Source organism: Kluyvera fluvialis (genome assembly GCF_059725275.1).
Genome location: NZ_AP046142.1, coordinates 179,356 through 204,847, shown reverse-complemented (window position 1 = coordinate 204,847; position 25,492 = coordinate 179,356). Strand labels below are relative to the sequence as shown.

General features: G+C 54.9%; 26 protein-coding genes. 13 read left to right on the top strand and 13 right to left on the bottom strand.

Annotation, left to right across the window (positions count from 1 at the left end):
• The first annotated feature begins 2 nt into the window (after positions 1 to 2).
• From yiaN to AC6I4B_RS00965, 7 genes are all read left to right on the top strand, one after another.
• Entirely contained in the window at positions 3 to 1,280 is a 1,278-nt protein-coding gene (yiaN, locus tag AC6I4B_RS00995) for a 2,3-diketo-L-gulonate TRAP transporter large permease YiaN (protein WP_497768831.1), read from the top strand.
• 12 nt (positions 1,281 to 1,292) lie between these two features.
• Positions 1,293 to 2,279, top strand: coding sequence for a 2,3-diketo-L-gulonate TRAP transporter substrate-binding protein YiaO (gene yiaO, locus AC6I4B_RS00990; protein WP_497768830.1), 987 nt, complete (start codon positions 1,293 to 1,295; stop codon positions 2,277 to 2,279).
• 3 nt (positions 2,280 to 2,282) lie between these two features.
• Entirely contained in the window at positions 2,283 to 3,779 is a 1,497-nt protein-coding gene (locus AC6I4B_RS00985; protein ID WP_497768828.1) for an FGGY-family carbohydrate kinase, read from the top strand.
• Positions 3,776 to 4,432 (top strand): 3-keto-L-gulonate-6-phosphate decarboxylase UlaD, encoded by a 657-nt coding sequence (gene ulaD / locus AC6I4B_RS00980; protein WP_497768826.1) that lies wholly within the window; start codon positions 3,776 to 3,778, stop codon positions 4,430 to 4,432. The genes AC6I4B_RS00985 and ulaD overlap by 4 nt, the downstream gene beginning before the upstream one ends.
• Positions 4,432 to 5,292, top strand: coding sequence for an L-ribulose-5-phosphate 3-epimerase (locus AC6I4B_RS00975; RefSeq protein ID WP_497768824.1), 861 nt, complete (start codon positions 4,432 to 4,434; stop codon positions 5,290 to 5,292). The genes ulaD and AC6I4B_RS00975 overlap by 1 nt, the downstream gene beginning before the upstream one ends.
• A complete protein-coding gene (gene araD, locus AC6I4B_RS00970) occupies positions 5,286 to 5,981 on the top strand; it encodes an L-ribulose-5-phosphate 4-epimerase (RefSeq protein WP_497768823.1) in 696 nt (231 codons plus the stop codon). Before AC6I4B_RS00975 ends, araD begins: the two co-directional genes overlap by 7 nt.
• A gap of 96 nt (positions 5,982 to 6,077) precedes the next feature.
• Positions 6,078 to 6,389, top strand: a complete 312-nt coding sequence (locus tag AC6I4B_RS00965; protein WP_497768821.1) for a hypothetical protein — start codon at positions 6,078 to 6,080, stop codon at positions 6,387 to 6,389.
• Between the two features lie 54 nt (positions 6,390 to 6,443).
• Here AC6I4B_RS00965 and exaC read toward each other — a convergent pair whose 3' ends face one another.
• The 8 genes from exaC to AC6I4B_RS00925 form a co-directional block, all read right to left on the bottom strand.
• Positions 6,444 to 7,982, bottom strand: a complete 1,539-nt coding sequence (gene exaC / locus AC6I4B_RS00960; RefSeq protein ID WP_497768820.1) for an acetaldehyde dehydrogenase ExaC — start codon at positions 7,980 to 7,982, stop codon at positions 6,444 to 6,446.
• Positions 7,983 to 8,074: 92 nt separating this feature from the next.
• The gene (gene yiaY / locus AC6I4B_RS00955) at positions 8,075 to 9,226 is read right to left on the bottom strand and encodes an L-threonine dehydrogenase (RefSeq protein ID WP_497768818.1); all 1,152 of its coding nucleotides are present in this window, start codon (positions 9,224 to 9,226) and stop codon (positions 8,075 to 8,077) included.
• A 172-nt stretch (positions 9,227 to 9,398) separates the two neighbouring features.
• A complete protein-coding gene (gene selB / locus AC6I4B_RS00950) occupies positions 9,399 to 11,261 on the bottom strand; it encodes a selenocysteine-specific translation elongation factor (RefSeq protein ID WP_497768817.1) in 1,863 nt (620 codons plus the stop codon).
• Positions 11,258 to 12,649, bottom strand: coding sequence for an L-seryl-tRNA(Sec) selenium transferase (selA, locus tag AC6I4B_RS00945; RefSeq protein ID WP_497768815.1), 1,392 nt, complete (start codon positions 12,647 to 12,649; stop codon positions 11,258 to 11,260). The genes selB and selA overlap by 4 nt, the downstream gene beginning before the upstream one ends.
• A 97-nt stretch (positions 12,650 to 12,746) precedes the next feature.
• Positions 12,747 to 13,355, bottom strand: a complete 609-nt coding sequence (locus AC6I4B_RS00940) for a glutathione S-transferase (protein WP_497772305.1) — start codon at positions 13,353 to 13,355, stop codon at positions 12,747 to 12,749.
• Between the two features lie 74 nt (positions 13,356 to 13,429).
• Positions 13,430 to 14,566, bottom strand: a complete 1,137-nt coding sequence (locus AC6I4B_RS00935) for an HlyD family secretion protein (protein ID WP_497768813.1) — start codon at positions 14,564 to 14,566, stop codon at positions 13,430 to 13,432.
• A gap of 2 nt (positions 14,567 to 14,568) precedes the next feature.
• On the bottom strand, positions 14,569 to 14,937 hold the full coding sequence (locus AC6I4B_RS00930; RefSeq protein ID WP_497768812.1) for a DUF3302 domain-containing protein: 369 nt from the start codon (positions 14,935 to 14,937) through the stop codon (positions 14,569 to 14,571).
• Positions 14,938 to 15,146: 209 nt separating this feature from the next.
• Entirely contained in the window at positions 15,147 to 15,356 is a 210-nt protein-coding gene (locus tag AC6I4B_RS00925; protein WP_497768810.1) for a hypothetical protein, read from the bottom strand.
• A gap of 275 nt (positions 15,357 to 15,631) precedes the next feature.
• On the opposite strand from AC6I4B_RS00925, the gene AC6I4B_RS00920 reads away from it, so the two are divergent.
• The 5 genes from AC6I4B_RS00920 to trmL all read left to right on the top strand — a co-directional run bounded on the left by AC6I4B_RS00920 (position 15,632) and on the right by trmL (position 20,458).
• Positions 15,632 to 15,994 (top strand): YibL family ribosome-associated protein, encoded by a 363-nt coding sequence (locus tag AC6I4B_RS00920; RefSeq protein WP_497768809.1) that lies wholly within the window; start codon positions 15,632 to 15,634, stop codon positions 15,992 to 15,994.
• Between the two features lie 287 nt (positions 15,995 to 16,281).
• Complete coding sequence (gene lldP, locus AC6I4B_RS00915; protein ID WP_497768807.1) at positions 16,282 to 17,937, top strand: L-lactate permease; 1,656 nt, start codon at positions 16,282 to 16,284, stop codon at positions 17,935 to 17,937.
• Positions 17,934 to 18,710: a transcriptional regulator LldR gene (lldR, locus tag AC6I4B_RS00910; RefSeq protein ID WP_497768805.1), complete on the top strand. Its 777-nt coding sequence runs from the start codon at positions 17,934 to 17,936 to the stop codon at positions 18,708 to 18,710. The genes lldP and lldR overlap by 4 nt, the downstream gene beginning before the upstream one ends.
• A complete protein-coding gene (gene lldD, locus AC6I4B_RS00905) occupies positions 18,707 to 19,891 on the top strand; it encodes an FMN-dependent L-lactate dehydrogenase LldD (protein WP_497768804.1) in 1,185 nt (394 codons plus the stop codon). Before lldR ends, lldD begins: the two co-directional genes overlap by 4 nt.
• A 96-nt stretch (positions 19,892 to 19,987) precedes the next feature.
• On the top strand, positions 19,988 to 20,458 hold the full coding sequence (gene trmL / locus AC6I4B_RS00900) for a tRNA (uridine(34)/cytosine(34)/5-carboxymethylaminomethyluridine(34)-2'-O)-methyltransferase TrmL (protein ID WP_497768802.1): 471 nt from the start codon (positions 19,988 to 19,990) through the stop codon (positions 20,456 to 20,458).
• A 59-nt stretch (positions 20,459 to 20,517) separates the two neighbouring features.
• Here trmL and cysE read toward each other — a convergent pair whose 3' ends face one another.
• The 5 genes from cysE to AC6I4B_RS00875 all read right to left on the bottom strand — a co-directional run bounded on the left by cysE (position 20,518) and on the right by AC6I4B_RS00875 (position 23,696).
• Positions 20,518 to 21,339 carry a serine O-acetyltransferase gene (cysE, locus tag AC6I4B_RS00895; RefSeq protein WP_497768800.1) on the bottom strand — a complete coding sequence of 274 codons (822 nt, stop codon included), beginning with the start codon at positions 21,337 to 21,339 and terminating at the stop codon, positions 20,518 to 20,520.
• A gap of 77 nt (positions 21,340 to 21,416) precedes the next feature.
• On the bottom strand, positions 21,417 to 22,436 hold the full coding sequence (gpsA, locus tag AC6I4B_RS00890) for an NAD(P)H-dependent glycerol-3-phosphate dehydrogenase (protein ID WP_497768799.1): 1,020 nt from the start codon (positions 22,434 to 22,436) through the stop codon (positions 21,417 to 21,419).
• Positions 22,436 to 22,903 carry a protein-export chaperone SecB gene (gene secB, locus AC6I4B_RS00885; RefSeq protein ID WP_497768797.1) on the bottom strand — a complete coding sequence of 156 codons (468 nt, stop codon included), beginning with the start codon at positions 22,901 to 22,903 and terminating at the stop codon, positions 22,436 to 22,438. The genes gpsA and secB overlap by 1 nt, the downstream gene beginning before the upstream one ends.
• A gap of 83 nt (positions 22,904 to 22,986) precedes the next feature.
• Complete coding sequence (gene grxC, locus AC6I4B_RS00880; protein WP_497768796.1) at positions 22,987 to 23,238, bottom strand: glutaredoxin 3; 252 nt, start codon at positions 23,236 to 23,238, stop codon at positions 22,987 to 22,989.
• Between the two features lie 26 nt (positions 23,239 to 23,264).
• Positions 23,265 to 23,696, bottom strand: a complete 432-nt coding sequence (locus AC6I4B_RS00875; RefSeq protein ID WP_497768794.1) for a rhodanese-like domain-containing protein — start codon at positions 23,694 to 23,696, stop codon at positions 23,265 to 23,267.
• Between the two features lie 247 nt (positions 23,697 to 23,943).
• Here AC6I4B_RS00875 and gpmM point away from each other — a divergent pair, with 247 nt between their 5' ends.
• Positions 23,944 to 25,491: a 2,3-bisphosphoglycerate-independent phosphoglycerate mutase gene (gene gpmM / locus AC6I4B_RS00870; RefSeq protein WP_497768792.1), complete on the top strand. Its 1,548-nt coding sequence runs from the start codon at positions 23,944 to 23,946 to the stop codon at positions 25,489 to 25,491.
• The last annotated feature ends 1 nt before the right edge of the window (position 25,492 follow it).

The window sequence follows — 25,492 nt, the reverse complement described above, 5'->3', positions numbered from 1 at the left end:
CAATGGCCGTTTTAATATTTCTTTGCTGCCTGCTCGGTGGAATAGCCATTGGCTTACCCATCGCCTGGGCGTTGCTGCTCTGCGGCGCGGCGCTGATGACCTGGCTGGATATGTTCGACGTACAAATCATGGCGCAAACCCTGGTTAATGGAGCGGACAGTTTTTCTCTGCTGGCGATCCCATTCTTTGTGCTGGCGGGCGAAATCATGAATGCCGGGGGCTTGTCCAAACGGATTGTCGATCTGCCGATGAAACTGGTGGGGCATAAATCCGGCGGTCTTGGCTATGTCGGCGTCTTAGCGGCAATGATTATGGCAAGCCTTTCTGGCTCCGCCGTGGCGGATACTGCCGCCGTCGCCGCTCTGCTGGTTCCGATGATGCGTAGCGCCAACTATCCGGTAAGCCGCGCAGCCGGGCTTATCGGAGCGGGTGGGATTATCGCGCCCATTATCCCCCCTTCCATTCCCTTTATTATTTTCGGCGTCTCCAGCGGGTTGTCTATCAGCAAGCTCTTTATGGCCGGGATTGCGCCCGGCATCATGATGGGTACCGCATTGATGGCCACCTGGTGGTGGCAAGCCAGCCGCCTGAATCTGCCGCGCCAGCCTAAAGCAACGGCTCGTGAAGTCTGGCAATCACTGGTTTCTGGGATCTGGGCGTTATTTCTTCCGGTGATCATTATTGGTGGTTTCCGCTCTGGCCTGTTCACACCGACAGAGGCCGGTGCAGTAGCCGCGTTTTATGCTCTGTTTGTTGCGGTGGTTATCTATCGCGAAATCACTTTCGCCGCCTTGTATCACGTTCTGGTGAATGCCGCTAAAACCACATCGGTGGTAATGTTTTTGGTCGCCTCCGCCTCGGTTTCCGCCTGGCTTATCACCATTGCTGAGCTGCCGATGATGGTTTCAGATCTGCTACAACCGTTAGTCGATTCACCACGTTTATTATTCATCGTCATTATGCTCGCCATCATGGTGGTCGGCATGGTCATGGATTTAACCCCTACCGTTTTAATTCTGACCCCCGTTCTGATGCCGCTGGTTAAAGAAGCGGGCATTGATCCTATCTATTTCGGCGTGATGTTTATCATCAACTGCTCCATCGGGCTTATTACACCGCCGATTGGTAACGTTCTGAATGTTATTTGCGGGGTTGCGAAACTTAAATTCGATGATGCCGTGAGAGGCGTTATTCCCTACGTCACCGTTCTGTTCATGCTGTTGGTTTTATTTATTTTTGTTCCTGAGCTAATCACCGTTCCACTTAAATGGATTAATTAAAAGGAAAATCGTATGAAATTACGCTCTGTCGCCCATGCATTATTAATGACCAGTTTAGTTGCCTTCAGCGCATCATCGCTGGCGGCACAATCTTTACGCTTTGGTTATGAAACGTCACAAACGGATTCCCAACATATTGCCGCCAAAAAATTCAATGAATTATTGAAGGAAAAAACCGCTGGCGAACTGACGCTAAAATTATTTCCTGACAGCACATTAGGCAATGCGCAAGCGATGATAAGCGGGGTGCGTGGCGGGACAATTGATATGGAAATGTCCGGCTCAAATAACTTCACTGGGCTTGCTCCGGTCATTAATCTGCTGGATGTTCCTTTCCTGTTCCGCGATACCACCCACGCGCATAAAACCCTCGATGGCAAAGTCGGTGATGACTTACGCGCCGCCGTTGAACCGAAAGGCCTGAAAGTGCTCGCCTGGTGGGAAAACGGCTGGCGCGATGTCACCAACTCTCGCACACCAATTAAAACCCCGGCAGATCTGCAAGGCCTTAAAATCCGTACCAACAACAGCCCGATGAATATTGCCGCCTTTAAGATCTTCGGCGCAAACCCAATTCCCATGCCGTTCGCTGAGGTCTATACCGGCCTTGAAACGCGCACCATCGACGCGCAGGAACACCCTATTAACGTCGTATGGTCGGCAAAATTCTACGAAGTGCAGAAATACCTTTCGCTGACTCATCACGCCTATTCCCCGCTACTGGTCGTTATCAACAAAAAGAAATTTGACGCCCTTAGCCCGCAACTCCAGCAAGCGCTGCTGACCTCGGCAAAAGAGGCTGGCGACTATCAGCGTCAACTGGTGGCGCAAGATCAGCAAAAAATCATCGACGGCATGAAAGAAGCCGGTGTGGAAGTCTTAACCGATATCGACCGCAAAGCGTTTAGCGACCAGTTAGGCAGCCAGGTGCGCGACATGTTTGTGAAAGAGGTTCCACAAGGTGCTGCACTCCTGAAAGCCGTGGATGAGGTGCAATAAACCATGAGCAATTACTGGCTGGGGTTAGATTGTGGCGGTAGCTGGCTAAAAGCCGGATTATACGACGCTGCTGGCCGGGAGGCAGGCGTTCAGCGCCTGCCGTTGCGTGCGTTAAGCCCAAAACCAGGCTGGGCTGAGCGCGATATGACAGAACTGTGGCAATCCTGCCACACGGTTATCCGCGCGCTTCTTGAGCATACCGGCGTTAACGGCTCACAAATCCTCGGCATCGGTATTTCAGCGCAGGGTAAGGGGTTATTTTTACTGGATAAACACGATAACCCTCTCGGTGCAGCCATTCTCTCGTCAGACCGAAGGGCCAGCGACATCGTGCGCGGCTGGCAGCAGGATAATATTCCCGAAAAGCTCTATCCGTTAACCCGACAGACCTTATGGACTGGGCATCCCGCCGCGCTTTTACGTTGGGTCAAAGAAAACGAGCCGCTGCGATACGCCGAAATCGGCTGCGTGATGATGACTCACGACTATCTGCGCTGGTGTTTAACCGGCGTGAAGGGCTGCGAAGAGAGCAATATTTCGGAGTCCAACCTCTACAACATGTCCAGCGGGCAGTATGACCCCCGGTTAACCGAATGGCTTGGCATCAGTGAAATCAATGGCGCATTACCGCCCATTGTCGGTTCAGCAGAAATATGCGGGGAAATCACCCCTGAAGCAGCCGCCATAACCGGTCTGGCAGTGGGTACTCCCGTTGTCGGCGGCCTGTTTGATGTGGTTTCCACCGCACTCTGCGCCGGTTTACACGATGAGCACACGCTCAATGCGGTGATGGGAACCTGGGCCGTCACCAGCGGCATTGCCAACGGCATTCGCGATAACGAAGCGCACCCGTATGTGTATGGCCGCTACGTCAACGACGGGCAGTTTATCGTCCATGAAGCCAGCCCGACCTCTTCCGGCAATCTGGAGTGGTTCACCGCTCAGTGGGGCGAAATCTCATTTGATGAGATTAACCAGGCCATAGCCCGTTTACCTGAGGCCGGTAGCGACCTGTTTTTCCTGCCTTTTCTTTACGGCAGCAATGCCGGTCTGGACATGACCTGCGGCTTTTACGGTATGCAGGCGATGCACACCCGCGCACATCTGCTACAGGCCGTTTATGAAGGCGTGGTGTTTTGCCACATGACCCACCTGAACCGAATGCGTGAACGATTTACCGATGTTCACACGCTGCGCGTCACCGGCGGCCCGGCGCATTCCGAGGTCTGGATGCAAATGCTGAGCGATGTCAGCGGGCTAACCGTAGAACTGCCGCAAGTCGAGGAAACCGGCTGTTTTGGCGCCGCTCTCGCCGCACGGGTCGGCACGGGCATTTATGCCGATTTCGCTAGCGCACAGCGCAGCCTCAAGCTGGAGGTTCGCACCATCACGCCAGACGCGCACGCGCACGCCGCCTATCAACGCAAATACCAACGCTATCAATTTTTAATAGAAGCCCTACAGGGTTTCCATGCACGCATCAAGGAGCACAACGCATGAGCCAACCTTTGCTACAGCTCGCGCTCGACCATACCAATCTTCAGGCCGCCCAGCATGACGTCGCGCTGCTGCACGACCACGTCGATATTGTCGAAGCCGGAACCATCCTGTGCCTGACCGAAGGCCTGAATGCCGTTCGCGCATTGCGTCGGCAGTGCCCGGATAAAATCATCGTCGCTGACTGGAAAGTGGCCGATGCCGGAGAAACGCTGGCACAACAAGCCTTTGGCGCAGGGGCAAACTGGATGACGATTATTTGCGCCGCCCCGCTGGCGACGGTCATCAAAGGCCACGAAGTGGCGCAGACCTACAACGCGGAAATCCAGATTGAGTTGTTCGGCAACTGGACTCTCGACGACGCGCGCGCCTGGTACGCCGCAGGAATACGACAGGCGATTTACCACCGGGGGCGCGATGCCCAGGCCAGCGGGCAGCAGTGGAGCGACGCCGATCTCTCGCGGATGAAAGCGCTCTCCGATATCGGGCTGGAACTGTCGATTACCGGCGGCGTCACCCCTGCCGACCTGCCGCTGTTCAAAGAGGTTAACGCCAAAGCGTTTATTGCCGGGCGGGCGCTGGCGGGCGCGGCAAATCCGGTGCAGGTGGCGGCAGAGTTCCATGCCCAAATCCAGGCTATCTGGGGGGCAAAATAATGCGTAGCCATCCGTTAGGTATTTATGAAAAAGCGCTGGCGAAAGATCTCAGTTGGCCTGAGAGGCTAGTGCTGGCAAAAAGCTGTGGCTTCGATTTTGTCGAAATGTCGGTCGATGAAACCAATGAGCGTTTATCCCGTCTCGACTGGAGCACCGAGCAGCGCACGTCGCTGGTCGAAGCGATGCTGGAGACGGGCGTCGCCATTCCCTCCATGTGTTTATCCGCACACCGCCGCTTTCCGTTCGGCAGCCGGGATGAAGCCGTGCGGCAACGCGCCCGTGAAATCATGACCAAAGCCATTAAGCTGGCGCGTGACTTGGGCATTCGCACCATTCAACTGGCCGGTTATGACGTGTACTACGAAGAACACGATGAAGGCACACAGCAACGCTTTGCCGAGGGTCTGGCATGGGCGGTGGAGCAGGCTGCGGCAGCACAGGTGATGCTGGCGGTAGAGATCATGGACACCGCGTTTATGAACTCCATCAGCAAATGGAAAAAGTGGGACGACAGGCTGGCCTCACCGTGGTTCAGCGTTTACCCGGATGTTGGCAATCTCAGCGCCTGGGGCAACGACGTACCGGCTGAGTTAGCGCTCGGCATCGACCGTATCGCCGCCATCCACCTGAAAGACACCCATCCAGTGACCGAAACAGATGCCGGTCAGTTTCGTGATGTGCCCTTTGGCGAAGGGTGCGTGGACTTTGTCGGCATCTTCAAAACGCTACATAAACTGAACTATCGCGGCGCATTTTTGATTGAAATGTGGACCGAAAAAGCCAGCGAGCCGGTACTGGAAATTATTCAGGCGCGACGCTGGATAGAAGCACGGATGCAGGAAGGAGGATTCACATGTTAGAACCGTTAAAAGCGCAAGTGCTGGCGGCAAACCTGGCGCTTCCGGCGCATGGTTTAGTCACCTTCACCTGGGGCAACGTCAGCGCGGTAGATGAAAGCCGTAAGCTGATGGTGATTAAACCTTCCGGTGTGGAATATGAGGTGATGACCGCCGACGACATGGTGGTAGTAGACATTGCCTCTGGCACGGTGGTTGAAGGCAGTAAAAAGCCCTCTTCCGATACGCCGACCCATCTGGCGCTCTATCGTCGTTATCCTGACATTGGCGGCATTGTGCATACTCATTCTCGCCACGCCACCATCTGGTCACAGGCCGGATTAGATTTACCGGCCTGGGGCACGACGCACGCGGATTATTTTTATGGCTCGATTCCCTGCACTCGTTTAATGACCACGGAGGAGATCAACGGCGAGTACGAATACCAGACCGGCGAAGTGATTATTCAAACCTTTGAGGAGCGCCACCTGGCTCCGATGCAGGTTCCGGCAGTATTAGTGCACTCCCACGGCCCGTTTGCCTGGGGGAAAGACGCCGCCGATGCCGTGCATAATGCCGTCGTTCTTGAAGAGTGCGCTTATATGGGGCTGTTCTCCCGCCAGCTTGCGCCGCAGTTGCCGGACATGCAAAACGCGCTGCTGGATAAACATTATTTGCGTAAGCATGGGGCTAATGCCTATTACGGGCAGTGATCTGCCTGGCTAACCTGGTGACATTCGCTTGTCGGGATTGCGTGATTATCGCATCATGCAATCCTCATAATCCGCTATCGATCCAAGGAAGTCAGAATGAGTCAGGATGTCCCTTCTGTTGCCACCCTTAAGCGCATCAAAGCGTCGGTAATCTATCGCCTGCTGTTAATCGGCCTGGCTATCCCTATGCTTATCTTTAGTTTTATTTGCGGCGTAATGGGCATGTTGGGTTACGACATGGTGAAGTGGAATAACGAAACCATACACGGCATTCTCGCGCTACCTATGGCGTTATTTAGCGGCCTGATGGTCACCGTTCTCTTTACTGTTTTTATCGGTTCTATCGCCTGTCTGGGGCTGTGGATTTACAGTCGTTTCCGCCCGCTTCAGGTCAAAACGTTTGATTAAACGATGACAGCATCATGCCCGGTCAGCGTTGCGCTACCGGGCATTTTCATGAGCTTAGAACAGCCCTAGCGGTTTATCGGAGTAGCTCACCAGCAGGCATTTGGTCTGCTGATAATGCTCCAGCATCATTTTGTGAGTTTCACGGCCAATACCCGACTGTTTATATCCGCCAAATGCGGCGTGAGCCGGATAAGCATGATAGCAGTTAGTCCACACGCGCCCGGCCTGAATACCGCGTCCCATTTTATACGCCAGATTGCCGTTGCGGCTCCACACGCCCGCCCCCAGGCCATACTGCGTATCGTTAGCCAGCGCCAGCGCTTCTTCCACCGTTTTAAACGTGGTCACCGCCAATACCGGGCCAAAAATTTCCTCCTGGAATACCCGCATATTATTTTTACCAAATAGGATAGTCGGCTCAAGGTAATAGCCCTCTTTCAGCTCACCGTCCAACTGCTTGCGCCGCCCGCCGGTTAAGATATCCGCGCCCTCTTTTTTACCGATATCGATATAGTTGAGGATAGTTTCCATCTGCCCTTGCGAGACTTGCGCGCCCATCTGCGTCACCGCGTCCAGCGGGTTGCCGCTGCGAATACGCTCCACCCGCCGAATGGCACGTTCCATAAAGCGATCGTAGATAGATTCATGCACCAGCGCGCGACTTGGGCAGGTACACACTTCCCCCTGGTTAAAGGCGAACAGGGCAAACCCTTCCAGCGCTTTATCGAAGTAGGCATCTTCTTCATCCATCACATCGGCAAAGAAGATGTTCGGTGATTTACCGCCCAACTCCAGCGTCACCGGGATAATATTCTGCGTGGCGTACTGCATAATTTGCTGGCCGACTTCCGTCGAGCCGGTAAAGGCTACTTTGGCGATACGTTTAGAGGTCGCGAGATATTCACCAATTTCACCTCCCGCACCGTTCACCACGTTAATCACCCCAGGCGGCAGTAAATCACCGATGATTTCCATCAGCAGCAGCACCGACAGCGGCGTTAAACGCGCCGGTTTAAGCACGATACAGTTGCCCGCCGCCAGCGCGGGAGCCATTTTCCAGCTCGCCATCAGCAGCGGGAAGTTCCACGGAATAATTTGCGCGACCACACCCAGCGGCTCATGGAAGTGATAAGCCACCGTGTCGCTATCAACCTCACTAATACCGCCTTCCTGAGCGCGAATACAGGACGCAAAATAGCGGAAGTGGTCAATCGCCAGCGGCACATCCGCCGCGCTGGTTTCACGAATTGGTTTGCCGTTATCCCACGTTTCTGCCGTCGCCAGCAGCTCCAGATTCTGCTCCATGCGGTCGGCAATTTTGAGCAGAACGGCGGCTCTTTCCTGCACCGAGGTATGCGCCCACTTGTCTTTGGCGTGGTGCGCGGCATCTAGCGCCAGGTCAATATCACGCTTGCTTGACGATGCCACTTCACACAGCAGTTGTCCGGTGACCGGCGTGAGGTTTTTGTAGTATTCACCTTCCGTAGGCGCAACCCAATTGCCACCAATGAAGTTGTCATAACGCGCTTTTAGCTTGAGGGGATAACCATAGACACCTGGCTGAATGCCAGAAGAGGGAGGATTATTGGTCATTGTCGTCTCCTTGCAGTTACGGTCTTACAAGGTTAGACACGGTTGGCGAATAATTCGCCAACCGTTTACCGCTTTACGACAGATGTCACGAATTACATCGCGGCGCGGAAGATAGCCATGATTTCGTCGTGCGTTGCCTGGATTGGGTTAGTGAAACCACACGCATCTTTCAGCGCGTTGGTCGCCAGTACCGGGAAGTCTTCTTCTTTCACGTTCAGCTCACGCAGACCCGCAGGAATGTTCACCTGACGTGCCAGCTTACGAATCGCATCCACACAGGCTTCAGCGCCCTGTTCGTTGCTCATTGCGCTCACGTCGATACCCATCGCCTGTGCGCAATCACGCAGACGCGCGGCAGCCACTTTGCTGTTGAATACCTGAACGTGCGGCAGCAGCACAGCGTTACATACGCCATGTGGCAGGTCATAGAAACCGCCCAACTGGTGCGCCATCGCGTGAACGTAGCCCAGAGACGCGTTGTTAAACGCCATCCCCGCCAGGAACTGTGCGTAGGCCATCGCTTCACGCGCTTCACTGTTGCTACCGTTTTCTACCGCAGTCGGCAGATTTGCCATAATCATGGTGATAGCTTTCAGCGCGCAAGCGTCGGTGATTGGCGTTGCAGCGGTAGAAACATACGCTTCAATGGCGTGAGTCAGCGCATCCATACCGGTTGCCGCAGTCAGCCCTTTCGGCATACCTTCCATCAGGGAGGAGTCATTGACGGACAGAATTGGCGTTACGTGTTTATCAACGATAGCCATTTTGATGTGGCGGGTGACGTCGGTAATGATGCAGAAACGGGTCATTTCAGATGCCGTACCTGCCGTCGTGTTGATGGCAATCATCGGCAACTGCGGTTTAGTCGAGCGGTCTACGCCTTCATAGTCACGAATGTCGCCGCCGTTAGATGCCACCAGCGCAATCCCTTTCGCACAGTCGTGCGGAGAGCCACCGCCCAGAGAGATAACGCAGTCGCAATCATTAGCGCGCAACACTTCCAAACCTTCTTCAACGTTAACCGTGGTCGGGTTTGGGTTCACTCGATCAAACACCACACTCTGAATGCCATGCTCCTGAAGACGCTTTTGCACATCGCTGGCAACGCCCAGTTTGTTCAGCACAGCATCAGTCACAATCAGCGCATGGCGGAAACCATGATCCTTCATGGTGTTCATTGCGTCGTTTAACGCGCCATTACCGATAACATTTACAGACGGAATGAAAAAAGTCGATGCAGCCATGATAGTTCCTTTACTAAATATGTGGTTTATTGAGGCTATAGGAATATTACGTGAGAAAACACGATCTACATGGCATTTTTTTCTACATGAACAGGTAAAAACGCGACATTTTATTGCTTATATCGCGTCTTTCGGTGAAAAATATGTCTTTGTATTTAAAATGATAACTTTTCTAATCTAATTGTTGGTTTTTGTTTTCTGGAAATAACAATGCGTCGCGCAACAAATGGTCATTGCCACGGCGGCGGGTAAAACCAATACGGTTAAAATATTCCAGGATCTGAATCGCCAGCTTGCGGCCAACGTTTAATTTATCGCGGAAATCGGCAGCGCACGTGGAGCCTTTTTCCAGATCCAGCTCGCGGATCATGCTGGCAAACGCCACGATACGATCGTTGCGGTAGTAACGATCTTTAACAATCGCGGTGATCATCCCCTGCTGCGCCGCCAGACGCAGCACACTGCGCATGGTGTTTTCATCGGTTCCGGTTTCGTTCGCCAGGTCACGTACCCACCACGGCTCATCGCCAAACAGCGGCGCGGCTTTTTGCCAGATAGCCTGCTGTTCGTCGGTAAATCCGGCTTTATGATCCGGCAGATGCAGCCACCCGTGATGGCTGGCAATCGCGCCGCTTTCACGCATCCGCTCAATTAACGTCAGCACCAGCGCTTCATCTTCCATCGGCAGCGCAATTCGACGTAAACGCTCGCGACCTGGGCCTGGTTCGTCTCGGTGCTGCTCGTGATATTGCGCCAGCGCATCCAGCAGTTTGCGCTGCCAACGTGCCGCCAGCGGCGCATCCAGCAGGCACTCTCCGGCGAGGATAAACTGTGGCTGATCAATAAGATGCTGCACACTCTGCGAGCTAAGCTGCCGCGCCCAGCCAAATTCACGCAGATTCACCGCATCGCGCGTCAAATGCACCGCCAGCGCCTGTGCATCGCTTTTGGTCTGTGCCAGCGCGGCAATCCACGCCAGATATTCCGCTTTACGTTTGCCACGGCGTGGAGGGTTGAGCGTCACCACTCGCGCGCCCGCCAGCGTGACTTTCGCCGAGATATCGCGCAGCACCAGGCGGTCGTTATCCGCCAGCCACAGCGGGGTGTCCAGCACCAGCTCCGCGAGGTTATTTTCCAGCAGCGAGACGCGCCCGGTAATATGGCTCGCCGCGTGGTGAATATGCAGCGGCTGCCATTGGCTTAACGGCACATGGCTTTGCAGCTCGACAATCACGCGTTCAGACGGGGCGGGCGGCGCTTCTGCCAGCAGCCAATCACCACGGCTAATGTCATCTTTTTGCGCCGCACCGACGATATTCAGCGCAATACGCTGGCCGCCATGCGCCTGTTCCACCGGTTGATTCTGCGCATGTAAACCACGCACACGCATCGGGGCGTTCATGCCGGTCAGCCACAGCGTATCGCCCACACGGACATCACCCGACAGCGCCGTGCCAGTTACCACCAGCCCCGCGCCTTTCACGGTGAAGGCGCGGTCAATCGCCAGGCGAAAACGCTGATGCTCTGAGTGCTCGCGCGCAGAAAGCCCGCGCAGATGGTCGCGCAGTGGCTCAATACCGATGTTTGCGGTCGCCGCCGTTTCAAATAAAGTGGCTTGTTCAAAACCATATTCACCTAATACATCGGTCACTTCGCGACGAACGTCGGCGATACGTGCGCTATCTACGCGGTCGGTCTTGGTTAGCGCTACGGTCAGCGTCGGGTTGCCCGTCAATTGAAGAATCGCCAGGTGTTCACGCGTTTGTGCCATCACACCGTCATCACATGCCACCACCAGCAGGGCATGGTCGATACCGCCGACGCCCGCCAGCATGTTGGAGAGGAATTTTTCGTGCCCGGGAACATCAATAAAGCCCAGCACACGCCCGTCCGGCTGCGGCCAGTAGGCATAGCCCAAATCGATGGTCATGCCGCGAGATTTCTCTTCCGGCAGGCGGTCGGCGTTGATGCCGGTAATCGCCTGTAACAGGGTGGTTTTGCCGTGGTCAACATGCCCGGCGGTGGCAATAATCATTTCAGCAACATCTCCAGGAAACGAGTTTCATCTTCAAGGCAGCGTAGATCCAGCCATAAACGGCCATCATAAATACGGCCAATAACCGGAACCGGCAGGCTGCGCCAGCGGTTAGCCAGCGTTTCTAACCGGCTACCACGGCCATCCAACGGCGTGAGCGCAATCGCTGCGCTGGGCAGGCTTTCCGACGGCAGTGAACCGCTACCAATTTGTGAAGCGCAGGGCATGACGTGTACGGCAAACTCTTCACCGTAGCGCTGAGCCAATGGTTCGCGCAGACGCTGTGCCTGCTGGTTAATTTCTTCCGCACTGCGGCTTAGCAAACGCAAGGTCGGTAAATCTGCCGCCAGCCGTTCAGGGTGTAAATACAGACGCAGCGTCGCTTCCAACGCCGCCAGGGTCATTTTGTCTGCACGTAACGCGCGTTTTAGCGGGTGCTGCTGTAGCTGTGCAATCAGCGCCTTTTTACCGACGATAATCCCGGCCTGCGGGCCACCCAGCAGTTTGTCGCCAGAGAAGCTGACCAGGCTCACGCCAGCGGCGATCATCTCTTGCGGCATCGGTTCTTTCGGCAGACCGTAACGGCTGAGATCCACCAGCGAGCCGCTGCCCAAATCCGCCACGACCGGTACGCCCAGCTCGCGGCCCATTTCCGCCAGCTCGGCTTCATCTACTGATTTGGTAAAACCTTCAATGCTGTAGTTGCTGGTGTGCACTTTCATCAACAGCGCGGTGTTGTCATTTACCGCCTGGCGGTAATCTTTCGCGTGGGTACGGTTTGTCGTGCCCACTTCATGCAGCTCACAGCCGGCCTGGCGCATCACATCAGGAATGCGGAACGCGCCGCCGATTTCCACCAGCTCGCCGCGAGAAACCACCACTTCTTTACCGCTCGCCGTCGCTGCCAACATCAGCAGCACAGCGGCGGCGTTGTTATTGACGATACAGGCATCTTCCGCACCGGTTAACCGGCACAGCAGATCAGCCAGCGGGCGGTCGCGGTGACCGCGCCCCGCGCCGTCTAAGTCATATTCCAGCGTCACCGGGTCGCGCATCGCCTGGCTGACGGCATCAATCGCCGCCTGTGCCTGCTGCGCGCGCCCCAGATTGGTGTGCAACACCGTCCCCGTCAGATTTATCACCGGGCGCAGCGCGCTTTGCGCATCATGGCTCAACCGCCGAGCCGTTTCCTGCGGCCAGTTATCGCACCACGCAGGTAGCGCGTGCTGCTCGCGGATGCTCTGTCGCGCATCATCCTGCATCTGGCGGAGTTGCTCCACGACCTGCGAGTGACCGTGGTCGGCCAGCAAACGGGCAAAATCGGGAGAGCGAAGTAAACGGTCGGTAGCGGGAAGCTGGCTGTAAAGCGAACGGGTATCGGTAGTCATGAATAGGCCTGACGGTTAAATGTTACCCCTCCCGACGGGAGAGGGAGTCATAGGAAGGGATTGTACAATGACTACGGCTTAGGGTTATAGCGTCTGGTCAAGCCTTTGGCGGTTCTGTGCGGGCAAAACTTTCGCGCACAAAGAGCGTTTCCGCCAGTTTGACGAGCATTGGACGGTCAACACACCAGCCTGGCGCGATGTGGCGGAAGTTGAGATAGTCAATCGCACAGGCAATGGCGATTGTCGCCAGATTGAGGGTATCGATGTTCAGCGAGCCATCAGCCAAATAGCCTTCCAGCGCATCCAGGCTGCGGCTGATTTTCTCGCGCTGGCGCAGGACTTCCGCTTCAGATTGCTGCGCTGCCGGGCGCGCCAGTTCACGTACCGAGGCCAGCCCCGCATCCATAATGCCATCCGCCAGCGCTTCTATCTGGCGCATTTTCAGCGCGGCTATAGGGTCCTGGGGTACCATTTCCGGCGCAACGCCCAGCAGTTCGATGTATTGCGCAATAATCGGCGAGTCAAACCAGCATTCGCCGCTGTCGGTGACTAGTGCGGGCACTTTCCCCAGTGGGTTATATTGCGCCACGCCGTTATCTGGCTGGTAGGGTTGCTCGTTCACAAACTCGAAGGCAATTCCCTTTTCTAATAACAGGATCGATATTTTTCGTACAAATGGGCTGGTGTAGCTGCCGACCAATTTCATCATCATCTCCGTTGCGCCAACAAAGAGTTCAGTATGGCTCAGGCAGCGACATTCGCTCTCAGATTTTTATCAGCCTAGTGATCCAGATAGAGATAATGCATCCAGCTAGTCATGCGCAGCAGGACTTTACGCATCACCGACACGTGGGCGAAGTGGTCGGAGTAAATCGCGACCTGGGCATAAATCCCGTCCGGTAGCGCCTCCACATCCGCGTTTGGGTCCAGGTCTATCAATGCCAGCACGCCATCAGTACCGGGAGTGACGGTCAGCGACTGTAGCACCCCTTGCGCCTGGTACGAACCGCCGGGCACAACCGGTAAAATAGTCGCGAGCTTGCCGTGGAACACCTGCCCAGGTAACGCGTTAAACACCACTTCTGCGTCGTCACCCGCTTCCAGACGCAGCAGCGAATTCTGGCGGAACTGGGCGATAATTTGCCGTTTTTGCTCCGGGATAAACACCATGACAGGGCGTAGCGGCAGCGCGGCGGCGTAGGTTCCCGGGCGAATCAGCACCTGAGTGACATAGCCATCGCTCGGCGCGCGGACAACCGTCTGGTCGAGGTTGTATTTCGCCTCCGCCAGTTGCGCGCGCAGGCTAACAATCTGTGACTGCTCGCCGTTGACCATGCTATCCAACTGGCTCTGAATCTGCGACTGCTCGGCAATAGAACCCTTCACCAGCGCATCTTGCGCCAGATAGTTTTGCCGGGCGTTATCGATATCGCTTTCTGAGAACGGGTTCACCCGCGCCTGGCTGCCTTTCACATAGCGTTGATAATCTTTATACAGCCGGTCGCGCTCGGCAGAAACTCGGGTGGTATTGGCCTGCGCCTCCGACAATTGGGCTTTCAGCGTTTTGACGTTATGCGTTGCCGTAACCAGATCCGCCTGTAGGCGATCGACACGTGCCTGATAGCGCACGGGATCTATCTTAAACAACACTTCGCCTTTCTTAATCAGCAGATTATTTTTATCCGTGACTTCGCTGACGATACCAGTCACCTGCGGGGTAATCGGAATAGAAATAACCGCCTTTTGCGCGGTAAAAGTATACGGGTGGTTATAGTTCATTAATAAAATAAGCCCGCTAACCAAAAATATACCGCCCAGCGCAGCGGTCGCTAATGTCCATTGGTTAACCGGAATACGGAATATTTTAAACACCGCCCACGCGAGCGCGACGTAGGTTAATACAATCAGCAGATCCATGATTATTGCTCCGGCGGCGTCGTGTCGGCTAAGGGGCGAATTTCCGCCAGTTTTTGCTCCAGTTCCGTGACCCGGCGAGAGAGCTGAGCAAGCGTATCATCCGCTACGGGCGCGGGGTCTGAGGGTTTGATATGCGACTGCATCCCCCAGCCACGTTCAGGCTGGTAGAGGGTGGCCCAGATCCATAAAAACGGCCAGATGACGTGCAGCGTAAACAGACTCACCCACCCGGCAGTATGAATAGCATCCGCATGAGGGTGATTACGCTTTTTCGCAATCGTATAGGGAATATCATGGATCATGATGATTCCGTAAAACAGAACCAGAAACACGAAGATCAGCACGCCCAATGCAAAATAGTTTAGAAACATATCTGCCTCAGATTCACGCTAATAAGAATTTTAAATTGCAGGCAGCCGAACGAAATTCTGGCTGATATTTTGAAAATAATCGGCAATGGCCATTTTCGCCATCATACTGAGGGATATTTTTACTTCTGGGGGAACCTGCGCAACAAAGTGCCCAGCAGGGAGAGCGGTGTATGCGGGCCAGCGCAGCACCGGCCCGCTGCTATGTTCAGCTAACGATGAGGCGTATCGGCGGGGCGATACAGTTGGCGGTAGTGAGCCAAACGTTCGAGGTACATGTCGGCTTTGTCCTCGGGAATATCGGTTGGCACCAGGTCGGAATGCTGTCGTTTGCGCAAATACTCCATAAATGCCTGGCTGGAGGCCATGAAATCTATCGCTTTATCGACAATTAGCGGTACGTTTTCACCCAGTTTGTTCATCACGTACATCCTCATTGTTTAAAATCCTTCTCTAAGAATGGGGAATCTTGCGTAAACCCGTTGGGGAAAACGTGCGAATTTTCGCCATAAATTTCAAAAAAGCGACATGGCTAACTAATTTCAAAAATTAATAATAGAATTCATACCGTTACGCTTACCGTTTACTGACTCCACGATAAAGAAACGCCGCCATTTTGTATAATTAACTACCAGAAATGGGCAACAACGCGCATACTAGTGGCTATACGTCTATTTTGTTATCAGATATCAGCAACATGAAAGAAATTGAAAAGAACGAAATCAAACGCCTGAGCGACCTGCTTGATGCTATCCGCCACCAGCAGGCAGCGCTGTCGCTGGTTGAAAGCGCAGAAAAATACGCCGAGCTGGAAAGCGAAAAAACCAAGCTTGAAACCGAAATCGCTCGTCTGCGTGAAGTCCATACCCAGAAGCTGAGCAAAGAAGCGCAAAAGCTGGCGAAAATGCCATTCAGCCGCGCTATTACCAAGAAAGAACAGGCTAACATGGGGGCGCTGAAAAAGAGCGTTCGTGGTTTAGTCGTCGTTCACCCAATGACCGCCCTGGGGCGTGAAATGGGCTTGCAGGTGATGACCGGGTTCGCCAAGAGCGAATTCTAACACCCCGTTTCTCTAGCCTTCTCTCTTCATGGGGAGAAGGTTTCTTTTATCTTTTCCCCCCGCATTCGCATTAATTGGCCCTACCAATTTCACAACCAAGTCGCTATTGGTTCACAATTCCACTATCAAGCGCCACAAAGCCATTGCCATTACATAACATTTGATTAACCATCCATTGGCATTAATCCTACATCATCCTATTGGCAGGGCCAATTTTACACAAACTGTGACGCAGAGATGAGCATAGACTCACCGCCGATCGTATGTGTGGCCCCCTGGAGACCTGCATGAGCCTCTGGCAACAAAACTACGATCCGGCTGGGAATATTTGGCTGTCCAGCCTAATCGCATCGCTCCCGATCCTGTTCTTCTTCTTCGCGCTGATTAAGCTCAAGCTGAAAGGCTATGTCGCGGCAAGCTGGACGGTATTTATTGCCCTCGCCGTCGCGCTACTGTTCTACAAAATGCCGGTTGATCGCGCGCTGGCATCGGTGGTTTACGGCTTCTTCTACGGCCTGTGGCCTATCGCCTGGATTATTATCGCCGCCGTTTTCGTCTACAAAATCTCGGTAAAGACCGGGCAATTCGACATTATTCGTTCGTCGATTCTTTCCATCACCCCTGACCAACGTCTGCAAATGCTGATTGTCGGTTTCTCCTTCGGCGCATTCCTCGAAGGGGCAGCGGGGTTCGGCGCGCCGGTGGCGATTACCGCAGCCTTGTTGGTGGGCCTCGGCTTTAACCCACTTTACGCCGCCGGTCTGTGCCTGATTGTGAACACCGCGCCAGTTGCATTTGGCGCGATGGGGATTCCTATTCTGGTTGCTGGTCAGGTGACGGGGCTAGACAGCTTCCAAATTGGCCAGATGGTTGGCCGCCAGCTACCTTTCCTGACCATCATCGTGCTGTTCTGGATCATGGCGATTATGGACGGCTGGCGCGGCATTAAAGAGACCTGGCCTGCGGTTATGGTCGCGGGCGGTTCGTTTGCTATCGCGCAGTATCTCAGCTCCAACTTTATTGGCCCGGAACTGCCAGACATTATCTCGTCGCTGGTGTCTCTGGTTTGTCTGACGCTGTTCCTCAAGCGCTGGCAGCCAAAACGCATCTTCCGCTTCGCTGATATGGGCGCGTCTCAGGTCGATATGAACCTGGCACGCACCGGCTATACCGCCGGTCAGGTGGTTCGCGCCTGGTCGCCGTTCCTGTTCCTGACCGCCACCGTTACGCTGTGGAGTGTCCCGCCGTTCAAAGCGCTGTTCGCCCCTGGCGGCGCGCTGTACGAATGGGTGTTTAACATTCCGGTTCCGTATCTCGACAAGCTGGTTGCGCGGATGCCGCCGGTTGTCAGCCAGGCAACGGCCTATGCGGCGGTGTATAAGTTCGACTGGTTCTCCGCTACCGGTACGGCGATTCTCTTTGCTGCCCTGCTGTCTATCGTTTGGCTGCACATGAAGCCGAAAGATGCCATTAACACCTTTGGTACTACGCTTAAAGAGCTGGCGTTACCGATTTACTCCATCGGCATGGTACTGGCGTTTGCCTTTATCTCTAACTACTCCGGCCTGTCCTCCACGCTGGCACTGGCGCTGGCGCATACCGGCCATGCGTTTACCTTCTTCTCGCCATTCCTCGGCTGGCTGGGGGTATTCCTGACCGGTTCGGATACCTCGTCGAACGCGCTGTTCGCTGCATTACAGGCAACCGCCGCGCAGCAGATTGGGGTGTCGGATTTACTGTTAGTGGCGGCGAATACCACTGGTGGCGTAACTGGCAAGATGATTTCGCCACAGTCGATTGCCATCGCTTGTGCGGCGGTGGGCCTGGTGGGGAAAGAGTCTGACCTGTTCCGCTTTACCGTCAAACACAGCCTGATTTTCACCTGCATGGTGGGCGTAATAACCACGCTTCAGGCGTATGTCTTAACCTGGATGATTCCATGATTGTGATGCCCAGACGCCTGTCGGACGAGGTGGCTTCTCGTGTGCGGGCGCTGATTGAAGAACAACAGCTGGAAGCGGGCATGAGATTGCCCGCTGAACGCCAACTCGCGGCACAGCTTGGTGTGTCGCGTAACTCACTGCGTGAAGCGCTGGCCAAACTGGTGAGCGAAGGGCTGCTGCTGAGCCGTCGCGGCGGCGGCACGTTTGTCCGCTGGCAGCATGAGGCATGGTCGGAGCAGAATATTGTTCAGCCGCTGAAAACGCTGCTCGCCGACGATCCAGACTACAGCTTCGATATTCTGGAGGCGCGCCATGCCATTGAAGGCAGTACCGCCTGGTACGCCGTAATGCGCGCGACCGACGCCGACAAAGAAAAAATCCGCCTTTGCTTTGAAGCCACCCAAAGCGATGACCCGGATCTGGCCTCGCAAGCCGATGTGCGTTTCCATCTGGCGATTGCCGAAGCCTCTCACAATGTGGTGCTGCTGCAAACCATGCGCGGTTTTTTCGACCTGCTGCAATCTTCCGTCATTCAAAGCCGCGAACGGATGTATCTGGTCCCACCGGTTTTTGCGAAGCTCACCGAACAACATTTAGCCATTCTCAACGCCATTACCACTGGCGATGCCGAAGGCGCGCGTCAGGCCATGATGGCGCACCTCTGTTTTGTCCACACCACGATTAAACGTTTTGATGAAGACCTGGCTCGTCAGGCGCGGAGAACCCGTCTGCCCGACGACCACACTGAACTTCCCAGGGAGAAAAAAGCATGATTATTTCCGCCGCGAGTGACTACCGCGCCGCTGCCCAGCGCATCCTACCGCCGTTTTTGTTCCACTACATTGACGGCGGTGCGTACGCGGAGCATACCCTACGCCGCAACGTGGAAGATTTATCCGACGTGGCACTGCGCCAGCGTGTGCTGAAAAATATGTCCGATTTGAGCCTGGAAACCACGCTGTTCAAAGAGCAACTGTCGATGCCTGTCGCCCTGGCGCCGGTTGGCCTGTGTGGGATGTACGCCCGTCGCGGTGAAGTGCAGGCGGCAGCGGCTGCCGATGCGAAAGGGATCCCGTTTACGCTTTCTACCGTTTCCGTCTGCCCGATTGAAGAAGTCGCGCCGACCCTCAAGCGCCCAATGTGGTTCCAGCTATACGTACTGCGCGACAGAGGTTTTATGCGCAACGCCCTGGAGCGTGCCAAAGCCGCCGGTTGCTCAACGCTCGTTTTTACCGTCGATATGCCCACGCCAGGCGCACGTTACCGTGATGCGCACTCCGGCATGAGCGGCCCGAACGCCGCAATGCGCCGCTACTGGCAGGCGGTCACGCACCCGCAGTGGGCGTGGGACGTTGGTTTGAACGGTCGGCCACACGATTTGGGCAATATCTCCGCCTACCTCGGTAAACCAACCGGGCTGGAGGATTACATTGGCTGGCTGGCAAATAATTTCGATCCCTCTATTTCATGGAAAGACCTGGAGTGGATCCGTGAGTTTTGGGATGGCCCGATGGTGATCAAAGGGATCCTCGACCCGGAAGACGCGCGTGACGCGGTGCGCTTTGGCGCCGATGGGATCGTGGTTTCGAACCACGGTGGCAGACAGCTTGACGGCGTGCTCTCTTCCGCCCGCGCCTTACCGGCCATCGCGGACGCCGTAAAAGGCGATATCGCGATTCTGGCGGACAGCGGTATCCGTAACGGCCTTGACGTCGTGCGTATGATTGCGCTCGGCGCGGACAGCGTGCTGTTGGGCCGTGCTTACCTGTATGCGCTGGCAACCCACGGCCAGGCGGGTGTGGCAAATCTGCTAAACCTGATAGAAAAAGAGATGAAAGTGGCGATGACGCTTACAGGGGCGAAAACCATCAAGGAAATCAGCCGCGACTCTTTGGTACAGAGCGCCGATGTGACGCAGGTATTTAACGCGATTAAGCAGGGGAATGCGGCTTAGTCTGCGATGGTTTCCTCCTCTCTCTTTCAGGGAGAGAGTCGGGGTGAGGGTTTGCCCAAATTCTGCTATTCTGCCCTCCGCACTTAAGGGGGCAGTATGCTTAACATCGTTTTATTCGAACCAGAAATCCCACCAAACACCGGCAATATCATCCGTCTGTGTGCCAACACCGGCTTTCGTCTGCATATCATCGAGCCAATGGGCTTTGCCTGGGACGATAAGCGCCTGCGCCGCGCGGGGCTGGATTACCACGAGTTTACCGCCGTCACACGCTATGCCGATTACGCCGCGTTTATCGAGGCGGAACAGCCGCAGCGCCTGTTTGCTCTGACCACCAAAGGTACGCCCGCGCACAGCGCTGTAAGCTATCAAGACGGTGATTATTTGATGTTTGGCCCGGAAACCCGTGGCCTGCCTGCCAGCATTCTCGACGCTCTGCCGCCGGAGCAAAAAATTCGTATTCCGATGATGCCGGACAGCCGCAGCATGAACCTGTCAAACGCGGTGTCGGCGGTGGTGTATGAAGCGTGGCGACAACTGGGATACCCAGGCGCCGTATTGCGGTAGGCCGGATAACGACGTAAACGCCTTATCCGGCAGACGAGCGACGAATACACAACGACATCTTAAATGCCGTCGCCGTACTCAAAACCGTGGTTGATACCGTTGAAGTGCTGATCCATATCCATTGCCGGTTTATCCGACTCTGGCTTACCGACAATGCGCGCCGGGACACCGGCTGCCGTGGTATGCGGAGGCACGGGCTGCAACACCACAGAGCCTGCGCCAATTTTCGCGCCGCGCCCCACTTCGATATTGCCGAGAATTTTAGCCCCCGCGCCAATCATCACGCCTTCGCGAATTTTCGGGTGACGGTCGCCGCTGGTTTTACCCGTACCGCCCAGCGTCACGGATTGCAGAATAGACACATCATCTTCAATCACCGCCGTTTCCCCCACCACAATACCTGTGGCGTGGTCGAGCATGATCCCGCGACCGATTTTCGCCGCCGGGTGAATATCCACCTGGAACGACACTGATACCTGATTTTGCAGGAAAATCGCCAGCGCCCGACGCCCCTGCGCCCACAACCAGTGCCCGATGCGGTAAGCCTGCAACGCATGGAACCCTTTCAGGTACAAAAGCGGGGTGGAATATTTATCAACCGCCGGATCACGGGTGCGTACGGCTTGAATGTCGCAAGCAGCGGAGGCGATCATTTCAGGGTCGGCAGCATAGGCCTCTTCAACCACTTCACGAATGGCGATGGCAGGCATAATCGGCGATGCCAGTTTGTTGGCGAGCATGTAGCTTAACGCACTGCCGAGATTTTCATGCTTGAGTAGCGTTGCGTGGTAAAAACTGGCGAGCATCGGCTCACAGTCTGCCAGAGCCCTGGCTTCAGCTTTAATATTGTTCCAGACAATTTCCAGTTCTTCACACGACATTGCATACTCCAGACGTATTGGAACGATCGGCCAGTCTCTGCTAGCCGGATCGTCGGGATGACAAAGGTTTCCTGCGATTAGTTGCCGCTATGCTCATCCTTGCGAGCACGACCTAATAAAGTCAATGCTGCCTCGCGCGCGTTTTTTCCGCAATATAATACCTGATAAATTTCCTCGGTTATTGGCATTTCGACACCAACTCGATGCGCCAACTCACGAACTTCTTTGGTATTACGGTAACCTTCGACCACCTGGCCAATTTTGTCCTGCGCTTCCTGCACCTGCGCCCCTTGCCCCAGCGCCATGCCGAAACGACGGTTACGCGACTGGTTATCGGTACAGGTCAGCACCAAGTCACCTAACCCAGCCATCCCCATAAAGGTGACCGGATCGGCACCCAGCGCCACGCCCAGACGCGACATTTCGGTCAGGCCTCGGGTGATAAGCGCGGTACGCGCATTCGCCCCAAAACCAATACCGTCGGAAATGCCTGCGCCGATAGCAATCACGTTTTTCACCGCACCGCCCAGTTGGACGCCGATGAAATCCGGGTTGCTGTAAACGCGGAAGCTTTTCCCACAGTGCAGCAGTTGCTGAAGATCCTCGGCAAATACCGGGTCTGTCGCCGCCAGAGAGATAGCCGTCGGCAAGCCTGCCGCCAACTCTTTGGCAAAGGTTGGGCCGGAAATCACCGCCAGCGGGATATCATCGCCCAGCGCTTCACGCGCCACATCCTGAAGCAGGCGGCCTGTTTCAGCCTCCAGCCCTTTCGTCGCCCATACAAGGCGCGCGTCAGGACGCAACAGCGGTTTCATCTGCCGTAAAACATCGCCGAACACATGGCTAGGCACGACCACCAGAATATCGCGGCTGGCAGCCAGAGCGGTCGCTAAGTCGCTTTCCAGGTGCAGTGAGTCTGGGAACGGGACATCGGGGAGGAATGCGACATTGCAGCGGTCATGCTGAAGTGTCGCGACATGGTGAGGATCGTGGCCCCAAAGTACAACGGGGTGGCCATTTCTTGCCACGGTAATGGCAAGAGCGGTGCCGTAAGAGCCGGCACCGATCACAGTCATTGAAGCATTAAGTGCGTTCATCAGGCATCCTGATGTTGTTCTGCACCTTCGCCAGTCTGCTGTTGCAAGTAGTTCATGAACAGCGCATCAAAGTTAACCGGCGCAAGGTTCAGCTGTGGGAAAGTCCCACGGGAAACCAGGCTGGTGATGCATTCACGCGCATACGGGAACAGGATGTTCGGGCAGTATGCACCCAGGCAATGGGCCAACTGAGTCCCTTCGATACCTTCGACGGAGAAGATACCCGCTTGCTGAGTTTCACACAGGAAAGCCGTTTCTTCGCCCAGCGTCGCCGTTACGGTGACACGCAGCACCACTTCATACACGCCTTCAGCCAGTTGGTTGGAAGCGGTATCAAGATCAAGTTTAACCTCTGGCTGCCAATCTTTCTGAAAAACGTGCGGCGCATTGGGTGCTTCAAAAGAAACATCTTTGGTGTAGACGCGCTGAATCTGGAAAGCCATTTCGGCGTTGTTTTGTTCTGACATGTGTAAAAACCCTTTCGTGTTGTCCTTAAAATAAGCGTTACATCCCACGCTACCCTAAGGTTAGCGTGAAGCGTCGCAAAACCTTAGCGCAGTAGCGGATCCAGTCCACCACGCGCATCAAGCGCATACAAGTCGTCACAGCCGCCAATGTGCTGTGCATCAATAAAAATCTGCGGAACCGTAGTACGGCCACTGCGCTGAATCATCTCTTCGCGTTTTTCCGCGTTGCCGTCGATAGGCAATTCCTGGAAAGTCACGCCTTTGCTGGACAGCAGCGCTTTTGCACGGTGGCAATAAGGGCACGTCGCTTTGGTATAGATTTCAATCGTCGCCATGACAGCTCTCCTGAATGAGCAGCGAATTACTTACCGCGTACCAGAGGCAGATTTTCGCCGCTCCAGCCTGCGATACCTTCTTTCAGTACGAATACTTGTTCAAAGCCCGCTTTCATCAGCGCGTTAGCTGATTCGCTCGCTTGCATACCAGTGCCGTCGGTGACAATCACTGGCTTGTTTTTATGTTTTTCCAGCTCGCCTACGTTGTTCGCTTTGATTTCAGCGGGCAGCAGGTTCACAGAGCCGACGATATGGCCCTTGCGGAAATCGTCACGCTGACGCAGGTCAACAACCACTGCATCTTCTTTGTTAATCAGGCGCGTCGCTTCGCCACGGTTGATGACTTTAACTTTAGACATCAAGCCTTTAAAAGTAGTGAACAGTACAGCCGCCAGCAACGCGAGCCACGCGATGCTCAGGACAGGGTGACGGCTAACAAATTGCATAATCTCTTGCATGGGGGGTAACAGCTCCCGACGTAATGTTTAAAAACCAGGGAAGGAGTATACCTGCGGCGTGGCGCAAATACAGCCAGCGCGCGTGATGTAATGTATTTTCTGCGGAGTGCTACGGAAAAAAGGAGGAAAATGTGCGTTTTTCACCCCACATCCCCCCGCTTTCTTTGATCTCTCATTGTTATTTTATCGATTCAGCTGTAGTAAAATTACGCAAATTTTCTGTCTTTTGAGCATAGAGGTTGTCGCAATGTCGGTTTCTAAAAAACCTATGGTACTGGTTATCCTGGATGGCTACGGCTACCGCGAAGAGCAGCAGGATAACGCGATTTTCAGCGCTAAAACGCCTGTCATGGATGCACTGTGGGCAAAACGTCCGCATACTCTGATCCACGCTTCCGGTCTGGAAGTGGGCCTGCCAGATGGTCAAATGGGCAACTCCGAAGTGGGCCACGTTAACCTGGGTGCGGGTCGCGTCGTTTACCAGGATTTGACCCGTCTTGATGTTGAAATTAAAGATCGCGCATTCTTCAGCAATCCGGTGCTGTCCGGCGCGGTTGATAAAGCCGTTGCTGCGGGTAAAGCGGTGCACATCATGGGCCTGCTGTCTGCCGGTGGCGTTCACAGCCACGAAGACCACATCATGGCAATGGTTGAGCTGGCCGCTGAGCGTGGCGCAGAAAAAATCTATCTGCACGCCTTCCTTGATGGCCGCGATACTCCGCCACGTAGCGCTAAAGGCTCGCTGGAGAAATTCGAAGACAAATTTGCCGCACTGGGCAAAGGCCGCGTAGCGTCCATCATTGGTCGTTACTATGCGATGGATCGTGACAACCGTTGGGATCGCGTTGAGCAAGCCTACAACCTGCTGGTTGAAGCGAAAGGCGAATTCCAGGCAGATACTGCGGTTGCCGCACTGGAATCCGCTTACGCACGTGATGAAAACGACGAATTCGTGAAAGCGACCGTTATCCGCGCTGCGGGCCAGGCGGATGCCGCAATGGAAGACGGCGATGCGCTGATTTTCATGAACTTCCGTGCTGACCGTGCGCGTGAAATCACCCGTGCCTTCGTTAACGCTGACTTCGACGGTTTTGCACGTCGTAAAGAAGTGAAACTGGGCGATTTCATCATGCTGACCGAGTATGCAGCAGACATCAAAGCACCGTGCGCTTACCCACCAGCATCACTGGAAAACACCTTCGGTGAGTGGATGGCGAAGCACGACAAAACGCAGTTGCGCATCTCTGAAACTGAGAAATACGCACACGTCACCTTCTTCTTCAACGGCGGCGTAGAAGACTCGTTCAAAGGTGAAGATCGCATCCTGATCAACTCCCCGAAAGTCGCAACCTACGACCTGCAGCCAGAAATGAGCTCCGCTGAGCTGACCGAAAAACTGGTTGCCGCTATCGAAAGCGGTAAGTACGACACCATCATCTGTAACTACCCGAACGGCGATATGGTCGGTCATACCGGCGTGATGGACGCAGCAGTGAAAGCGGTTGAAGCGCTGGATCATTGCCTGGACGAAGTGACTCGTGCGGTAGAAAAAGTGGGCGGTCAACTGTTGGTGACGGCTGACCACGGCAACGCTGAGCAGATGCGTGACCCGGCTACCGGCCAGGCGCACACTGCGCACACCAGCCTGCCAGTTCCGCTTATCTACGTGGGTGACAAATCCGTGAAAGCGGTGGAAGGCGGTAAGCTCTCCGACATCGCGCCAACCATGCTGACGCTGATGGGGATGGAAATCCCTCAACAGATGACTGGTAAGCCGCTGTTCATCGTGGAATAAT

What these genes read in the sequence shown, in the direction of transcription:
- yiaN (WP_497768831.1), top strand. Translation starts at nt 3, where the DNA reads ATGGCCGTTTTAATATTTCTTTGCTGCCTGCTCGGTGGAATAGCCATT.
- yiaO (WP_497768830.1), top strand. Translation starts at nt 1,293, where the DNA reads ATGAAATTACGCTCTGTCGCCCATGCATTATTAATGACCAGTTTAGTT.
- AC6I4B_RS00985 (WP_497768828.1), top strand. Translation starts at nt 2,283, where the DNA reads ATGAGCAATTACTGGCTGGGGTTAGATTGTGGCGGTAGCTGGCTAAAA.
- ulaD (WP_497768826.1), top strand. Translation starts at nt 3,776, where the DNA reads ATGAGCCAACCTTTGCTACAGCTCGCGCTCGACCATACCAATCTTCAG.
- AC6I4B_RS00975 (WP_497768824.1), top strand. Translation starts at nt 4,432, where the DNA reads ATGCGTAGCCATCCGTTAGGTATTTATGAAAAAGCGCTGGCGAAAGAT.
- araD (WP_497768823.1), top strand. Translation starts at nt 5,286, where the DNA reads ATGTTAGAACCGTTAAAAGCGCAAGTGCTGGCGGCAAACCTGGCGCTT.
- AC6I4B_RS00965 (WP_497768821.1), top strand. Translation starts at nt 6,078, where the DNA reads ATGAGTCAGGATGTCCCTTCTGTTGCCACCCTTAAGCGCATCAAAGCG.
- exaC (WP_497768820.1), bottom strand. Translation starts at nt 7,982, where the DNA reads ATGACCAATAATCCTCCCTCTTCTGGCATTCAGCCAGGTGTCTATGGT.
- yiaY (WP_497768818.1), bottom strand. Translation starts at nt 9,226, where the DNA reads ATGGCTGCATCGACTTTTTTCATTCCGTCTGTAAATGTTATCGGTAAT.
- selB (WP_497768817.1), bottom strand. Translation starts at nt 11,261, where the DNA reads ATGATTATTGCCACCGCCGGGCATGTTGACCACGGCAAAACCACCCTG.
- selA (WP_497768815.1), bottom strand. Translation starts at nt 12,649, where the DNA reads ATGACTACCGATACCCGTTCGCTTTACAGCCAGCTTCCCGCTACCGAC.
- AC6I4B_RS00940 (WP_497772305.1), bottom strand. Translation starts at nt 13,355, where the DNA reads ATGAAATTGGTCGGCAGCTACACCAGCCCATTTGTACGAAAAATATCG.
- AC6I4B_RS00935 (WP_497768813.1), bottom strand. Translation starts at nt 14,566, where the DNA reads ATGGATCTGCTGATTGTATTAACCTACGTCGCGCTCGCGTGGGCGGTG.
- AC6I4B_RS00930 (WP_497768812.1), bottom strand. Translation starts at nt 14,937, where the DNA reads ATGTTTCTAAACTATTTTGCATTGGGCGTGCTGATCTTCGTGTTTCTG.
- AC6I4B_RS00925 (WP_497768810.1), bottom strand. Translation starts at nt 15,356, where the DNA reads ATGAACAAACTGGGTGAAAACGTACCGCTAATTGTCGATAAAGCGATA.
- AC6I4B_RS00920 (WP_497768809.1), top strand. Translation starts at nt 15,632, where the DNA reads ATGAAAGAAATTGAAAAGAACGAAATCAAACGCCTGAGCGACCTGCTT.
- lldP (WP_497768807.1), top strand. Translation starts at nt 16,282, where the DNA reads ATGAGCCTCTGGCAACAAAACTACGATCCGGCTGGGAATATTTGGCTG.
- lldR (WP_497768805.1), top strand. Translation starts at nt 17,934, where the DNA reads ATGATTGTGATGCCCAGACGCCTGTCGGACGAGGTGGCTTCTCGTGTG.
- lldD (WP_497768804.1), top strand. Translation starts at nt 18,707, where the DNA reads ATGATTATTTCCGCCGCGAGTGACTACCGCGCCGCTGCCCAGCGCATC.
- trmL (WP_497768802.1), top strand. Translation starts at nt 19,988, where the DNA reads ATGCTTAACATCGTTTTATTCGAACCAGAAATCCCACCAAACACCGGC.
- cysE (WP_497768800.1), bottom strand. Translation starts at nt 21,339, where the DNA reads ATGTCGTGTGAAGAACTGGAAATTGTCTGGAACAATATTAAAGCTGAA.
- gpsA (WP_497768799.1), bottom strand. Translation starts at nt 22,436, where the DNA reads ATGAACGCACTTAATGCTTCAATGACTGTGATCGGTGCCGGCTCTTAC.
- secB (WP_497768797.1), bottom strand. Translation starts at nt 22,903, where the DNA reads ATGTCAGAACAAAACAACGCCGAAATGGCTTTCCAGATTCAGCGCGTC.
- grxC (WP_497768796.1), bottom strand. Translation starts at nt 23,238, where the DNA reads ATGGCGACGATTGAAATCTATACCAAAGCGACGTGCCCTTATTGCCAC.
- AC6I4B_RS00875 (WP_497768794.1), bottom strand. Translation starts at nt 23,696, where the DNA reads ATGCAAGAGATTATGCAATTTGTTAGCCGTCACCCTGTCCTGAGCATC.
- gpmM (WP_497768792.1), top strand. Translation starts at nt 23,944, where the DNA reads ATGTCGGTTTCTAAAAAACCTATGGTACTGGTTATCCTGGATGGCTAC.